General features: G+C 61.5%; 11 protein-coding genes. 8 read left to right on the forward strand and 3 right to left on the reverse strand.

The annotated features are described in order from the left end of the window. Positions 1 to 232: 232 nt before the first annotated feature. Positions 233 to 397, forward strand: coding sequence for a hypothetical protein (locus ACLIRY_RS24550; RefSeq protein WP_413208063.1), 165 nt, complete (start codon positions 233 to 235; stop codon positions 395 to 397). A gap of 403 nt (positions 398 to 800) precedes the next feature. Here ACLIRY_RS24550 and ACLIRY_RS24555 read toward each other — a convergent pair whose 3' ends face one another. After that, a complete protein-coding gene (locus tag ACLIRY_RS24555; protein WP_413208064.1) occupies positions 801 to 2,180 on the reverse strand; it encodes an SPOR domain-containing protein in 1,380 nt (459 codons plus the stop codon). Between the two features lie 304 nt (positions 2,181 to 2,484). Here ACLIRY_RS24555 and ACLIRY_RS24560 point away from each other — a divergent pair, with 304 nt between their 5' ends. Next, on the forward strand, positions 2,485 to 4,095 hold the full coding sequence (locus ACLIRY_RS24560) for a CHAD domain-containing protein (protein ID WP_413208065.1): 1,611 nt from the start codon (positions 2,485 to 2,487) through the stop codon (positions 4,093 to 4,095). A gap of 220 nt (positions 4,096 to 4,315) precedes the next feature. Here the strand turns inward: ACLIRY_RS24560 and ACLIRY_RS24565 are convergent, their stop codons facing one another. After that, positions 4,316 to 4,546: a DUF4169 family protein gene (locus ACLIRY_RS24565; protein WP_413208066.1), complete on the reverse strand. Its 231-nt coding sequence runs from the start codon at positions 4,544 to 4,546 to the stop codon at positions 4,316 to 4,318. 327 nt (positions 4,547 to 4,873) lie between these two features. Here ACLIRY_RS24565 and ACLIRY_RS24570 point away from each other — a divergent pair, with 327 nt between their 5' ends. The 6 genes from ACLIRY_RS24570 to ACLIRY_RS24595 all read left to right on the forward strand — a co-directional run bounded on the left by ACLIRY_RS24570 (position 4,874) and on the right by ACLIRY_RS24595 (position 12,256). Beyond that, entirely contained in the window at positions 4,874 to 6,463 is a 1,590-nt protein-coding gene (locus ACLIRY_RS24570) for an ABC transporter substrate-binding protein (protein WP_413208067.1), read from the forward strand. A gap of 111 nt (positions 6,464 to 6,574) precedes the next feature. Beyond that, positions 6,575 to 8,164 (forward strand): ABC transporter substrate-binding protein, encoded by a 1,590-nt coding sequence (locus ACLIRY_RS24575; RefSeq protein WP_413208068.1) that lies wholly within the window; start codon positions 6,575 to 6,577, stop codon positions 8,162 to 8,164. A gap of 96 nt (positions 8,165 to 8,260) precedes the next feature. After that, a complete protein-coding gene (locus ACLIRY_RS24580) occupies positions 8,261 to 9,271 on the forward strand; it encodes an ABC transporter permease subunit (RefSeq protein WP_413208069.1) in 1,011 nt (336 codons plus the stop codon). Positions 9,272 to 9,278: 7 nt separating this feature from the next. Further along, positions 9,279 to 10,229, forward strand: a complete 951-nt coding sequence (locus ACLIRY_RS24585) for an ABC transporter permease subunit (RefSeq protein WP_413208070.1) — start codon at positions 9,279 to 9,281, stop codon at positions 10,227 to 10,229. Between the two features lie 9 nt (positions 10,230 to 10,238). Further along, positions 10,239 to 11,237 carry a dipeptide ABC transporter ATP-binding protein gene (gene dppD, locus ACLIRY_RS24590; protein ID WP_413208071.1) on the forward strand — a complete coding sequence of 333 codons (999 nt, stop codon included), beginning with the start codon at positions 10,239 to 10,241 and terminating at the stop codon, positions 11,235 to 11,237. Continuing rightward, entirely contained in the window at positions 11,234 to 12,256 is a 1,023-nt protein-coding gene (locus ACLIRY_RS24595) for a dipeptide ABC transporter ATP-binding protein (RefSeq protein WP_413208072.1), read from the forward strand. Before dppD ends, ACLIRY_RS24595 begins: the two co-directional genes overlap by 4 nt. Before the next feature lie 245 nt (positions 12,257 to 12,501). On the opposite strand, the gene ACLIRY_RS24600 is transcribed toward ACLIRY_RS24595, so the two are convergent. Beyond that, entirely contained in the window at positions 12,502 to 14,304 is a 1,803-nt protein-coding gene (locus ACLIRY_RS24600) for a DUF4153 domain-containing protein (protein ID WP_413208073.1), read from the reverse strand. Positions 14,305 to 14,307: the final 3 nt, after the last annotated feature.

A 14,307-nucleotide genomic window follows, 5' to 3' on the forward strand; every position in this document is an offset into this window, starting at 1 on the left:
GGGGTTCTAAGCCCGCCCAACCACCGTGTCAACTCCCTTTTTTCTGTCCCGCCCAACCCCTCTTCCGGTCCCCGAAGGAAGCGGTGGCACATCCGAAAATAATGCCAATTCAAGGAATTAAACAAAAACAACCAGGGAGAAAACCCGGCCCCAACAAAACCAACGCTCCGTCGGGAGGCCGGGTTCTATAGACCGCACGGCATCAAGTCAACCTTCTTTTTCAGAACCGCACATGTCTTTGCTTCCGCCCGAAGCTGGAAAACAGAAAGCCAGCCGCTCGCAATTTCCGGAACCACAACGCAAAAGCGGACGTTTCAACCAGCACGCCACGAAACGCACTGTTGATATACAGTTTTCTGAAAAGGAAGAGCTCGCACCACCAAAACTGAAGCAGTGAAGTGGTACACTATATGGAAGTTCATGCCCCTAGGCAAGGTTTTTCAACGCTGCCTGAGGGGGTGTCGATCAAAGCCGTTTATCCGACGCGACTTCACGAAGACCGCGTGAGGGCATTTTTGGAAAATGCGCCAGTTGGAAGACGGCGAACCACCTTCATAGCGGAGCACTCTCGACCCCTTGGCCGCCAGGAAAAAGGGCAACCGGCTTTTCACCCGGTTGCCCGACCATGCACCATTCAGGGCTACACCAAGCGGCTTGGGTTAAACTCACGCCGTTTTTCTTGCGGTTGGCACCTACGGCGCTACGCCTCAAATGCCAAGCAGGCTTGACCGCGCCATTGGGCGCAGCGGCCACTTGGCCGCCTCCAAAGTGCGGTGAGGCCAACTCACCGCACTTTGGTATTAGAGACTGGTGGGAACGCAATATTGCCCTGCCGCCTTCAGCTTTGCACAAACGGCCTGCGCTTCGCCCTTCCCCCTCAAGGGGCCGGCCTTCAGGCGGAGAAAAACGCCCTTTGCGCCAAGATTTGCCCGAGACAGGTGTGGCGTCAGCTTCCCGAGAATGGAGGGGTACTTTGAACGCAATTCAGCCCATCCGCGTTTCGCCATGGCCTCCGATTTATACGAGGCGAGATGGATGCCCGAACGAGCGCCGCCCCCGCTTCGCACCGTTGTCCCAGGAGCGACAACCACCTTGGGAGGCGGGCCAGCCATGGTGGCAGAAGATTTGACAGATCTATCGATGGCCGCCAATTCTGTCTTCATTTCGGCATCGGACACAACGCCCATATCTTTCAGAGCACGAACGCGTTCCTGAGCCGCTGCACCGTCGGTCAGTGTCGTCGGAGGCAGCATCACCGGTGCCCGCTGCACTGGATCTTCCGGCAACAGCGCCGCAAGAATCGCCGTCCGTTCCGCCGCATGCTGTTCCGGAGTCATCGCCCCCCTTTGCAAGGTGGCGCGGAGGGCTTTCAACCGTCCGACGACTTCATCCGGCCGAGGCGATGGACGGCCCAACCCTACCGCTGGAGGGCGTTGGGTCATGGGCAGCAAGGCGCCCAGGTTGGCGGCCCGACGTCGAGCGTATTCTTCCTGTGTAATCAGCCCATCCGTATACAGGGCCTGAAGCGCCGCAAATCGTTGGGCTATATTGCTTGTTGATGCGGGATCGAGGGTCGCTGCCGTGGGTATTCGCCCTAAAGGCTCCATCGGGGCGGGCATGGCATTGGCCGCCGCAGAGCCGAAAGCTGGAGACGTCCCCGTCAACGACTGGGGCGCGCCGCTGGCAGAACCAGCAAAGGCCATGGGTGCCCCCATCGGAATTGACTCCCCCGTGGTCGGGTCCCGCATGGGATCCATCATGGACGCACCAGCCACCCCCGCTGTCTCCGGCAACATGCTGAGGATTTCCAGGTTGGCCTCGGCGATGTCCGTGATGCTTCGAGGTCGCTGGCGGAACCAGTTTCCGATCGCGGCCTGATCCTCGGGCCGCAGGGCCATGATTTCCTGATAGACCCGCGCGGCCATCATCTCCCTGTCGGTATTCTGATAGAGTATACCCGCAGCCAGCAGGGCATAGGGATCGCGGGGATTCAGGGCCAGAGCCCGCTGGATATGGACTTCTGCGGTCCCATAGTCCCCTTTGGCGAGAGAGGCCAGTGCCAAATCCGCTTGGCTTTCTTCACCGATAGTGGAGCGGAGATCAACCATCATGGCGTCGCCCGCATCTCCCATGGTCTCGCACCCTGCAAGGGCGAGACCGATGCTTCCTATCAATGCCATCCCTCGCAACCCCTTTGCGGTCCAGCTTAGCATCGACGGTCCAACCATGTTCATGTCTCCGGCTCGCGGGTCCCTGGTAAAAGCAAAGTCCATCTTCCTCCCCCATCACATCGGGTCCCGACTCGGACAAGGGGAAACTCCGCTACGGATGGAAACACGGACACATTAAAAAAGGGAAAACGCCTAGGTATTGAATTTCAAGGAAACCGCCCTTGCTATCCCGGATACATTCGCGATTTGATGGGGTCAAGGATTCCTAAACACATTTTCCACATGTTCTTATGCCGGGATAAGGAGCCGCCCCATGGCCAACACGGAAACGGAGCTGAAGCTATCCTGTGAGCCCAAGGAGATGCAGGCCCTTCTGTCCCATCCCCTCTTGCGATCTCCCTCAGGACGCAAGCCCGTCGCCCGGCGCCAGATCAGCCGCTATTTCGATACCGAGACCGACTCCCTCGCCAAAGTTGGATTGTCCTTAAGGGTTCGAACCATTGGCCGCAAACACATACAAACCGTCAAGACCAAAGGCATCGGCAAGGCCGGTTTCAGCGCCCGCAGCGAGTGGGAAGCCCCCACGCAAGAGGACACACCCAATCCCGAATTGATCGCCGAATGGGGGCTGGCCGCCGATTTCACCAGGGCGACGGGAGGGCACCCCTTGCTTTTGCGCTTTGAAACGGACGTGCATCGGGCCACCCGGCTGATCACCCGCCCAGAGGGAAAGGTGGAAATCGCCGTGGACCATGGAGTCGTCAGGGCCGGAGACAAGGAGGCCCCCATTGCCGAGGTGGAGCTGGAGCTGAAGTATGGCGCAGCCTCTCTCCTCCATGACCTGGCTTTGGAACTTCTGGAAACCCTCTCCCTCGGCCTGGGTGGTCCCAGCAAGGCGGCCCGGGGCTACCAACTGCTTGAGCACAAGCTGGAAAGCCCCACCCCCACCAAGGCTCGGGACCTCCCCTTGACTGCGGAGATGTCCTCCGAAATTGCTTTCCAGACGATCGGCCAATCCTGCCTGGAACACCTGGTGGCCAATAGCCCCATCATCATCGAGGGAAGCGATCCGGAAGGCGTCCATCAGGCCCGCGTGGCCATCCGCCGTCTGCGGTCCGCCCTCTCGGCCTTCCGCTCGATGGTGGCCGGTGCCGACACGGACCATATCCAAGGGGAGCTGCGATGGTTGATGGGGGTACTGGGTCCAGCCCGAGACGCCGATGTGTTTCGGGCGGAGGTCCTTCCGCCCCTGGCCAAGGTTCTGGCCCTGGAGCCGGGCTGGGAATCCCTACTCGCCCATTTCGACTCGGAACGCATCACCCTGGCCCGGGATGCCAGAAAGGCCCTGGAAAGCCGTCGCTTTACGGCCCTGGTCATCGCCACACTGCGATGGCTTGATGACGGCGATTGGCGCCGGGACCAGGAGCGGGCCGCCGCGCGCGCCGCGCTCCTGGGAGACACGGCCCGATCAGTCCTGAAAAGGCGCATGACCAAAGTGTTGAAGCGGGGAGCCGACTTTGACAATCAGCCTGCAGAAATTCGTCATGCCCTGCGGGTCACCGTCAAAAAGCTACGCTACACCCTGGACTTCCTCGCCCCGCTCTACCCCAGAGGAGAGGCCAAGACAGCCCTCAAGGCCATGAAGCGGGTCCAGGAGATTCTCGGAAAGTCCAACGACATTACGGTGGGACGGGCCAAGCTGCGCCATGCGGCCTTGGATGCGGGCGCCGAAGCCCCCCTCCTCGCGTTCATCGCCGGATGGGCTGCCGGAACCATCGACGGCGACAGCAAGGCCATGGAAAAGGAAGCCCGGGAGGCCTGGGCCACCCTTCGCGCCCTCCCCCAGATCTGGAAACTGGGAGACCGAAAGCCAGTAAACGTAAGCAAAACTGGAAAGGAAAAGAAAGGGAAAAGTGGAAAATAACCCCCTCCCCCAAGGTATACGACATCCCGTCACGGGGCTTTGCCCCGTCCCCCACTGGGGCCGAAAGGCCCCAGACCCCGGGCAATTGCTGGCCGAAAAGCCCCAGACCCCGGGCTAAAAAAAATGGGGGTTTGGGGGCATTGGCCCCCAAATGGGCTTGGGCTATCGCCCAAAAATACGAAACAAGTCGTGACCTGTGCCCCTTCCCAAGATCGATCCGTCAGGCTTCGGAATCGTCCGATGCCCCTTGCAATCGCTCCAGGACATGACCATCCAACAGGCGCCGAGCGTTTGCGCGCTCCGCGTCTTCCCGCTTCCTTTCTGCCTTCTTGCGACCGTATTTGATGCGATTGGTTTCCGCGCTTGCTTCCTTGGCCTTACGGTCCCGCGCCTTGCGGGCTTGACGTAGGTTGATCAACTCTGCCACCGGCTTCTCCTCCGCTACTTCCATGGATATACGTCGAGACAGAGCCCCCGCACCAGAGGACAACGTCGGCGCTTTGCATTTGGAAACCAATCCTCCTCCCATTTCGAAAGGACGGCCTTAAACCAAGAGTAGGTATTTTCTCCGTAATTTCACGGACCTAATCCTTGAAATCGGATCCACCCTGACCACCTGCCATCAATCGCCATCCGCGTTGTCCCCTCTTCGGTCTTGGCCCACTTCGGTCTTGGCCCACTTCGGTCTTGGAATGGGGGACTGGATCGGCGACACTTTTTAATCAATCCTAGACCGTCTCCGGATTCGACCAATTCGAATCCCCTAAAGGAGGACAGAATGCGGAAAGTTCTTATTGGCGTCGCCTCGGCGGCCATCCTGGCGATGGCAGCGACGGGCGCCCAGGCGAAAACATTGGTCTTTTGTTCAGAAGGCAGTCCAGAAGGGTTTAATGCCGCCTTCTATACGGCAGGCACCACCTTCGACGCCAGCAGTCAGCCTGTTTTCAATCGGCTGGTCGAATTCAAGCGCGGCACAACGGAAACCGAACCCGGTTTGGCCGAAAGCTGGGATATTTCCGAGGACGGCAAAACCTATACCTTCCATCTGCGCAAGGGCGTAAAATTCCATTCCAACGACAAGTTCACGCCGACCCGGGACTTTAACGCAGACGACGTGATCTGGTCCTTTGAACGGCAATGGAAGGACAGCCACCCCTACCACGCAGTATCAGGCGGCACCTACGAATACTTCAATGCCATGTCCATGCCTGACCTGCTTGATAGCATCGAGAAGGTGGATGACTATACCGTCGTCTTCCACCTGACGCGCCCCGAGGCGCCGATGATCGCCGACTTGGCCATGGATTTCGCGTCCATCCAATCGGCCGAATACGCCGATGTTCTGATGAAGGCAGGGACCCCGGAAGTGATCGACCAGGAGCCCATCGGCACCGGTCCCTTCGTCTTCAAGGGGTATCAGAAGGACGCTCAGATCCGCTTCGAGGCCTTTGACGATTATTGGGCCGGTCGGGCACCGTTGGATCGGCTGGTCTTCGTCATCACCCCCGATGCCAGCGTCCGCTACGCCAAGCTGAAGGCCGGGGAATGCCATGTCATGCCCTATCCCAACCCGGCCGATATCGAGGCCATGAAAACCGACCCCGAAGTCAACCTGATGAGCCAGGAAGGTCTGAACGTCGGCTTTCTGGCCTATAATACCGAGAAGCCACCCTTCGATAATCCGAAGGTCCGCAAGGCCCTGAACATGGCCATCGACAAGGCCTCCATCATCGATGCGGTGTTCCAGGGCGCGGGCCGGGTGGCAAAAAACCCCATTCCGCCGACCATGTGGTCCTATAACGACGCCGTGGTAGACGATCCCTACGACCCCGAAGCCGCCAAGAAGATGCTAGAGGAAGCCGGGGTTACCAACCTGAAGACCAACGTCTGGGCCATGCCCGTCCAACGGCCCTACAACCCCAATGCCCGCCGCATGGCCGAGATTATCCAGGCCAATTGGAAGGCCGTGGGTGTCGATGCGGAGATCGTCTCCTATGAATGGGGCGAATATCTGAAGCGGACCAAGGACGGCGAGCACGATACGGCCCTGCTGGGCTGGACCGGTGACAATGGCGATCCGGACAACTTCCTGGCCGTGCTGCTCGGCTGCGACGCCGTCGGCTCCGGCAACCGGGCCCGCTGGTGCTACAAACCCTTTGACGATCTGATCCAGAAGGCAAAGGTGGTTTCGGACGTGGCCGAGCGGACCGCGCTTTATAAGGAAGCGCAAGTCGTTTTCAAGGAGCAAGCGCCCTGGGCGACCATCGCCCATTCCGTCTGGTTCCAGCCCATCCGGCCCGAGGTGAAGAACTTCAAGATCGACCCCCTGGGCAAGCATCTGTTCTACGGCGTCGACCTGGAAGAATAGACTCCGATCCCCAAATCAGGCGGGGGAAGGCTATGGCCCTCCCCCGCTTTTTCTTGCCCTCCGGGGCCGGTCGGCTCCAGGCGGGTTTGACTCCCCCCCGAGGAATACAGAATGCGGAACAGTCTTCTTGGTGGCATTGCGGGCCTCTTCCTAGCGATGACCGTTTCGGTCGCCCAGGCCAAAACCCTGGTCTTTTGCTCCGAAGGCAGTCCGGAAGGCTTCAATGCGGCCTTCTCCACGTCAAACACGACTCTCGACGCCAGCAGCCGACCCATTTTCAACCGCCTGGTTGAATTCAAGCGCGGCACAACGGAGACCGAGCCCGGACTGGCAGAGAGCTGGGACATCTCCGAGGACGGCAAGACCTATACCTTCCACCTGCGCCCGGGCGTGAAATTCCACTCCAACGACCGGTTCACGCCGACACGGGATTTCAACGCCGATGACGTCATATGGTCCTTCGAGCGCCAGTGGAAACCCGATCACCCCTATCATCGGGTGTCCAATGGAACTTTCATGTTCTTCAACAGCATGTCCATGCCCGACCTGCTGGAGAGCATCGAAAAGCTGGATGATCACACCGTCGTCTTCCACCTGACGCGCCCCGAGGCGCCGATGATCGCCGATCTGGCCATGGACTTTGCCTCCATTTACTCCGCCGAATACGCCGACGCGATGATGAAGGCGGGAACCCCAGAGATGGTGGACCAGCTCCCAATCGGCACCGGCCCCTTCGTCTTCAAGGGGTACCAGAAGGATACCCAGATCCGCTATGAAGCCTTCGACGCCTACTGGAAGGGTCGCGCTCCCCTGGATCGGCTTGTCTACACCATTACCCCCGACGCCAGCGTTCGCTATGCCAAGCTGAAAGCCGGGGAGTGCCATGTCATGCCCTATCCCAATCCGGCCGATATCGCCACCATGAGGACCGACCCCCAGGTCAATCTGATGAGCCAAGCAGGGTTGAACATCGGCTATCTGGCCTACAACACGGAAAAGCCCCCCTTCGACAATCCGAAAGTCCGCAAGGCCCTGAATATGGCCATCGACAAGGACACCATCATAAAGGCAGTCTACGAAGGTGCGGGTAAGGTGGCGAAGAACCCCATTCCCCCCACCATGTGGTCCTACAACGACGACGTGGTGGATGACCCTTACGACCCCGAAGCCGCCAAGGCGATGCTGGCGGAAGCCGGGATCACGGAGCTGAAAACCAGCATTTGGGCCATGCCCGTCCAACGCCCCTATAACCCCAATGCCCGCCGCATGGCCGAGATCATCCAGGCCAACTGGAAAGCCGTGGGCGTCGAGGCGGAAATCGTCTCCTATGAATGGGGCGAATATCTGAAACGGACCAAGGATGGGGAGCACGAAACGGTCCTGCTCGGTTGGACCGGCGGCAATGGCGACCCGGACAATTTCCTGGCCGTGCTGCTGGGCTGTGACGCCATTCACGGCGTCAACCGGGCCCGGTGGTGCTACAAACCCTTCGATGACGTGATCCAACGGGCCAAGGTGGTAACCGACCATGACGAGCGGATCGCTCTCTATAAGAAAGCCCAAGTCCTTTTCAAAGACCAAGCGCCCTGGGCGACCATCGCCCATTCCATCTGGTACCAACCCATCCGGCCCGAGGTGAAAAACTTCAAGATAGACCCCCTGGGAAAGCACCTGTTCTACGGTGTTGACCTGGAAGAGTAGTCTCCCCGTCTGCTTTCCTTTGCCTTCTCGGGTTATCATGAGTCACACTGGAGCTGTGATTCGTCCCCTCTGTCCCACCAAAGATGAGCGCTCCGTATGATCTCTTTCGTTCTGCGTCGCGCCTTGCTGGTCATCCCGGCCTTTATTGGTGTCACCCTGCTGACCTTCGCCCTGGTCCATCTGATCCCCGGAGATCCCGTGCTCATGATGGCCGGGGAACGGGGCATCAGTCCGGAACGCCATGCGGAGTTGATGGCCCAGCTCGGCCTTGATCAACCCCTTTGGCGGCAATACGTCACCTACCTTGAGCACGCCATTCAGGGAGACCTGGGGAAGTCCGTTGTCACCCGTAAGCCGGTGGTGGAAGAATTCCTGACCCTGTTCCCCGCCACCCTGGAACTGGGAATCTGCGCCATCACCTTCGCCGTCCTGCTGGGTATCCCTGCCGGAGTGCTTGCTGCGGTCAAGCGCGGCACCATCTTTGACCACGGTGTCATGGTGGTCAGTCTGACCGGCTATTCCATGCCCATCTTCTGGTGGGGATTGCTGTTGATCATGCTGGTGTCCGGAATCCTTGGCTGGACTCCCGTGTCGGGCCGCATGGACCCCACCATCTGGATGGACAGCGTCACCGGTTTCATGCTGATCGACAGTCTGTTGACCAACGAACCCGGGGCCTTCTCCTCAGCCGTCCGTCATCTGATTCTTCCGGCCTTCGTCGTCGGCACCATTCCGCTGGCCGTCATCGCCCGCATGACCCGTTCGGCCATGCTGGAAGTCCTGAGCGAGGACTATGTGCGCACTGCCCGGGCCAAAGGCGTCTCGCCCCTCAAAGTCGTTATGGTCCATGCCCTGCGCAACGCCCTGATTCCGGTCATCACCGTCATTGGCCTGCAAGTCGGTATTCTGCTGGCCAATGCGATCCTGACCGAAACCATCTTCGCCTGGCCCGGCGTCGGCAAATGGCTGGTGGAAAGCATCAACCGCCGGGATTATCCGTCGGTCCAGGGCGGCGTCCTGCTCGTCGCCACGGTGGTCATCCTTCTCAACCTGCTGGTGGACGTCCTCTATGGTGTCGTCAACCCACGCATTCGACATCGCCGGTGATCGCCCCATGACCCAATCCACCAGCCCCACCAACGGACCTGTCCTGTCCGAGGAAGCGCGGAACGCCCTGGAGGCAGAATCCGCCCAATTGGCGCCCCCTCCCCATCCCCTGGCCGAATTCTGGAAATACTTCAGTGCGAACAAGGGGGCCGTGGCCGGGTTGATTTTCATCATCCTGATTATCCTGGTAGCCCTGCTCGCCCCCTGGATCGCCCCTTACGACCCCTTCGCCCAGAATGTCCCCGACGCCAAGATGCCTCCCCCCTGGGTCACAGGGGGAGACTGGTCCCATCTGCTGGGCACCGACGCCCTGGGCCGGGATATCCTGACCCGCATCATCTACGGTGCCCGCCTGTCGCTGATGATGGGACTGGTGGTTGTCACCCTCTCCCTGGTCGCCGGTGTCTCCCTTGGATTGGTGGCCGGGTTCCTGAGGGGTTGGGTGGACATCGTCATCATGCGCCTGATGGATGTGATCCAATCGGTGCCCAGTCTGCTGCTGGCGATTGCCGTTGTCGCCATCCTGGGCCCCGGGCTGGAGAACGCCATCTACGCCATCGCGGTGGTCGTCCTGCCGAGCTACACCCGCCTGACCCGGGCGGCCACACTGACGGAAGCGACCAAGGACTATGTCACCGCGTCGCGTGTGGCCGGAGCCTCCCGCCTCCGCCTGATGGTCCGCGTCATCCTGCCCAACTGTGTCGCACCACTGATCGTCCAGGCGACCCTGGGCTTTTCGACGGCCATCCTGGATGCCGCATCTCTTGGCTTCCTGGGGCTGGGCGCCCAGCCGCCCCAACCCGAATGGGGTACCATGCTGTCCGAGGCCCGGGAATTCGTGCTCAGCCATTGGTGGATTGTCACTTTCCCCGGCCTCGCGATCTTGATGACCGTCCTGGCCTTCAACCTGATGGGTGACGGCCTGCGCGATGCGCTCGACCCCCGCATGAAACGCTGAGGCAGCCCCATGGCCCTGTTGGAAATCGAAAACCTGACGGTGGAATTCGGCGGCGGAAAGACCCCCTTCCGTGCCGTTGAAGAGGTCTCCTATACCTTGGAGAAAGGCGAAGTCCTGGGTATCGTCGGCGAAAGCGGATCGGGCAAGTCCGTCAGTTCCCTCGCCGTAATGGGCTTGGTCTCCTTCCCCGGCAAGGTCACCGCAAGCCGCATGGTCTTCGACGGTGTGGACCTGCAAACCCTGTCCGCGCGCCAAAGGCGCAAGCTGACCGGCTCAGATGTGGCCATGATCTTCCAGGAGCCCATGACCAGCCTGAACCCCTGTTTCACCGTCGGTTACCAAATCACCGAGGCCCTGAAGATCCACCAGGGCGGCACCCGGGCCGAGCGCAAGGCCCGGGCCATAGACCTGCTGGGTCAGGTGGGCATCCCCGATCCGGCCTCCCGCCTGGGGGTTTTCCCCCACCAGCTGTCCGGCGGCATGAGCCAACGGGTGATGATCGCCATGGCCATCGCCTGCGACCCACGGCTGCTGGTCGCCGACGAACCGACAACGGCCCTGGACGTGACCATCCAGGCCCAGATCATGGACTTGCTGCTGACCCTGCAAAAGGAGCGGGGCATGGCCATGCTGTTGATCACCCACGATCTGGCAGTGGTGGCCGAGGCCGCCCATCGGGTGGTGGTGATGTATGCCGGGCAGGTCGTGGAAAGCGGATCCGTCCCCGCCATCTTCGACCACCCCCGTCATCCCTATACCCAGGCCCTGCTCGCCGCCCTGCCCGAACGGGCCATCGGCGCGGAGCGGCTCAACACCATCCCCGGCGTTGTCCCCGGCGCCCATGACCGGCCCAAGGGCTGCCTGCTCGCGCCCCGCTGTCCCCATGTCCGGGACCGGTGCCGAAGCGAGCAACCGCCCCTGGAAGACGGGCCCTTAGAGGACGGACAAGAGCAGTCCCGGGTCCGTTGCTTCTTCCCCTTGGATCCGGATGGAGTGCCCACCCCATGAGCCAGACGCCCCATCCCCAAGCCCAGGCCGAGGAACACCCCCTGGCCCCCGCCCTGGAGGCCCAAGGTCTCACCAAGAAGTACCCCGTTCCCGGCGGCGCCTTCGGTCCTGACGCGACTGTTCATGCCTTGACCGATGTATCCTTCGTCCTGGATCACGGTTGCACGCTGGCTGTGGTGGGGGAGTCCGGTTGCGGCAAATCGACCCTCGCCCGGCAGGTCACACTCATCGAGGACCCCACCGACGGCGGCTTGTTCATTGATGGTCAGGCCGTGGCCTTTGCCGACAAGCAAGCCGTCCAGACCGCCCGCCAAAACGTCCAAATCATCTTCCAGGACCCCTATGGCTCCCTGAACCCCCGGTGGAAGGTCCGCACCATCCTGGAAGAGCCCCTGATCATCAATACCAAACTCTCGCGAAGCCAACGCCAAGAGCGGGTCATGGAGATGATGGCCCGGGTTGGCCTGCGTCCCGAGTTCGCCAACCGCTATCCCCATATGTTCTCCGGTGGGCAGCGCCAACGCATCGCCATCGCACGGGCACTCATGCTCAATCCCCGGGTGGTGGTGGCCGACGAGCCGGTCTCGGCGCTGGACGTCTCCGTCCAGGCCCAGGTGCTCAACCTGTTGATGGATCTGCAACGGGATTTTGGTGTGGCCTTCCTGTTCATCAGCCACGATCTGTCCGTGGTGCGCCACATTGCCCAGGATGTCATGGTCATGTACCTGGGCCGCGTGGCCGAGATGGGGCCGAAGGAGGTGATCTTCGACGCCCCGGCCCATCCCTATACCCAGGCACTGATGGCCGCCACACCCAAGTTGAACCCCAGCGAGCGCAAGACCCGCCAGCCCTTGAAGGGAGAACTTCCCTCTCCCCTGGCCCCACCGCCGGGCTGCGCCTTCCACGCCCGCTGCCCGCTGGCGGTGGACATCTGCCGGACGGCGATTCCCGAATTGACCTCGGTCGCCGGAAGGCGGGTCGCCTGTCACCGGGCTGAGGATGCCTTGGCCTCCCATTAGAGTGCCTCCGAGATCAAGTTGGGCCACTTCTTGGCTCAACTTGATCGCGAAGTCTTTGCCCCGCCCCCCCAAGCGGGGCCTGAGGCCCCGGACCCCCATTTGGGTTCAAAGGGTCCGCGACCCTTTGCGGGTCTGGGCAGAGCCCAGAAACTGCGAAGCACAGTTTCCGGGTTTCGAGGAATCGCTGCATAAATAGAGTGAAATCAGGTCGGCACAGCACAGGACACTGGTTCGTGTTTTTTGGGCTATCGCCCGCCCCCATCCGAGGGGGATGCCCCCGGAGCCCCCTCTGTTTCAAGAATGATGACGCCGCGCAGACGCGCCGGGCTGATCTTTCCGTCCTTGACCCAGAACGCCAAGTCCACGGCCTTCAAGAGGAGTCCCCCCTCCCCTCGCAGCGTCAGTTGATCCTCTGATACCGGGCCGCTTTCCCGGTTGGCCAGAGAGCCCAGCCAAGGACCAATCTCCAACCGCGCAAGGGAAGCGGTCCCCTCCCCGCCCTCCAACGGATCCAGACGAATCTCTGCCTTATCCATGTCCAGCACCAATTGACCTTCCGGCAAGGTCCATTCGGCGGTACCGTCACCCCACATCCCGACCCAAACAAGCCGACCAACCTCCCCTTTCAGGGTTACGGCCTCGCCCCCTTCCACCTTCAGCTCAACCCTTCTTCCAACCGCTTTCGGAGCCCGCCGAACCTCATTCAACGCCGTGTTCAAGGTAGCCGGTTCTACCGCCACCAGTCCGGCCACCTGTCCCAAGGCCTCCCGCCTGGCCAGCCAATTCATCAGCTCTGCGGCTTCTATCACCTTGGCCCGATCCACCTTACCCAACCCCGTGTCTCCCGGGGTCCACCGGGCGATGCGGATGTCTGTGACCAGCGCCTCGAACCGCCCGACCTGGGAGGCGATGGACATGGACCGCGCCCCCCAGGGGCCGAAGGACGCCAGCACCAAAAGCCCCCCCAGAACCAGAGGGCCGACAAAGGGCCGAGCGAGCCTGGGCCGCAGCAGGTGGAGCCCAGCGAAGACCGCCAGCCACAGCCCTAGTACCGCCAACAGCACCCGGGCCTCCGTCCAGCCATAGGCCCCAACCCGCACCCCCAATGCCCAGATCAAAGCGAGCAGAGGAAGCGGCAGGGTCCAGGGAAACCACCGGCAATAGAAGCGGGAGAGCAGCGGCCCCTCCTCCCGCAGGGGATAGGACAGCAGATGCACCGCGACCCCGAAGGCCAGATAGAGGGCGGTTACCAAACCGATCTCCCCCTCCATGAACCGCCCTTCCATGGCCAGCCGCACCAGGTAGAGAACGACCACCAACAGATAGCCCAGCGCCAGGGCCGTCAGCGGGCCAGCGATCACAATGGCCAGCCAAGTGGGCATGGCCTGTTCCGCCGTTGGTGACTCGTCCGGACGCCCGCCCTCTCCCCCCCGCAGGCGGGAGAGGGCCGACAGGGTCCAGATCAGGATCAAAGCCACGGCCCAGATGTCCGCATAGAATTCACCGGGCGAAGCAGCGCCCAACAACAAGTCGATCGCCACCAGCCAGAGACACAAGCCCGTTCCGAGGATTACAGCAACGACGACACCGAACAGGCAGGCCGAAAGATCTCCCAGTAGCTCCCGCCAACCGTCCAGCGCGCTGCGCCCCCGGGCTCCGGCCAGCACCCCCGCCAGGGTCAGCAGGAACAGGCCGAAGGGGAGAAACGTCAGGAGAGCGACCATTTCGGAAGCCACCCGGGTCCAGCAAACCAGGACGGAAAAGACGAGCGCGAGGGCGGCGAGGCCATGGCGGAGGGGCATGATCCAGGCACGAATCTCACCGCGCAGGGTGACCCCCAGGCTCGCCAGCAATCCACAGCCCAAACCGAGGCCGAGCCCTGGCAGATAGTCCTTCCATGCGTCGGGCCAAGCTTCGTGGATGGTCCCGACGACCAGCAGGGTCAATGCCGCAGCCGCAGCGACCGTAAACGGAAACCGCTGGATGGCCCTTGCCCAAGCGCGGACCAGATGGCTGGGAGACAGGGCGCGGAAGGCAGAGGAGTCCATAAA

Source organism: Rhodospirillum sp. A1_3_36, from assembly GCF_047263945.1.
In the GTDB taxonomy this organism is placed as follows: Bacteria; Pseudomonadota; Alphaproteobacteria; order Rhodospirillales; family Rhodospirillaceae; genus Rhodospirillum.

Excerpts from the sequence above, each read along its gene's own strand:
- dppD (WP_413208071.1), top strand. The coding sequence starts at position 10,239 with ATGGCCCTGTTGGAAATCGAAAACCTGACGGTGGAATTCGGCGGCGGA.
- ACLIRY_RS24580 (WP_413208069.1), top strand. The coding sequence starts at position 8,261 with ATGATCTCTTTCGTTCTGCGTCGCGCCTTGCTGGTCATCCCGGCCTTT.
- ACLIRY_RS24575 (WP_413208068.1), top strand. The coding sequence starts at position 6,575 with ATGCGGAACAGTCTTCTTGGTGGCATTGCGGGCCTCTTCCTAGCGATG.
- ACLIRY_RS24565 (WP_413208066.1), bottom strand. The coding sequence starts at position 4,546 with ATGGAAGTAGCGGAGGAGAAGCCGGTGGCAGAGTTGATCAACCTACGT.
- ACLIRY_RS24550 (WP_413208063.1), top strand. The coding sequence starts at position 233 with ATGTCTTTGCTTCCGCCCGAAGCTGGAAAACAGAAAGCCAGCCGCTCG.
- ACLIRY_RS24570 (WP_413208067.1), top strand. The coding sequence starts at position 4,874 with ATGCGGAAAGTTCTTATTGGCGTCGCCTCGGCGGCCATCCTGGCGATG.
- ACLIRY_RS24560 (WP_413208065.1), top strand. The coding sequence starts at position 2,485 with ATGGCCAACACGGAAACGGAGCTGAAGCTATCCTGTGAGCCCAAGGAG.
- ACLIRY_RS24600 (WP_413208073.1), bottom strand. The coding sequence starts at position 14,304 with ATGGACTCCTCTGCCTTCCGCGCCCTGTCTCCCAGCCATCTGGTCCGC.
- ACLIRY_RS24595 (WP_413208072.1), top strand. The coding sequence starts at position 11,234 with ATGAGCCAGACGCCCCATCCCCAAGCCCAGGCCGAGGAACACCCCCTG.
- ACLIRY_RS24555 (WP_413208064.1), bottom strand. The coding sequence starts at position 2,180 with ATGGCATTGATAGGAAGCATCGGTCTCGCCCTTGCAGGGTGCGAGACC.
- ACLIRY_RS24585 (WP_413208070.1), top strand. The coding sequence starts at position 9,279 with ATGACCCAATCCACCAGCCCCACCAACGGACCTGTCCTGTCCGAGGAA.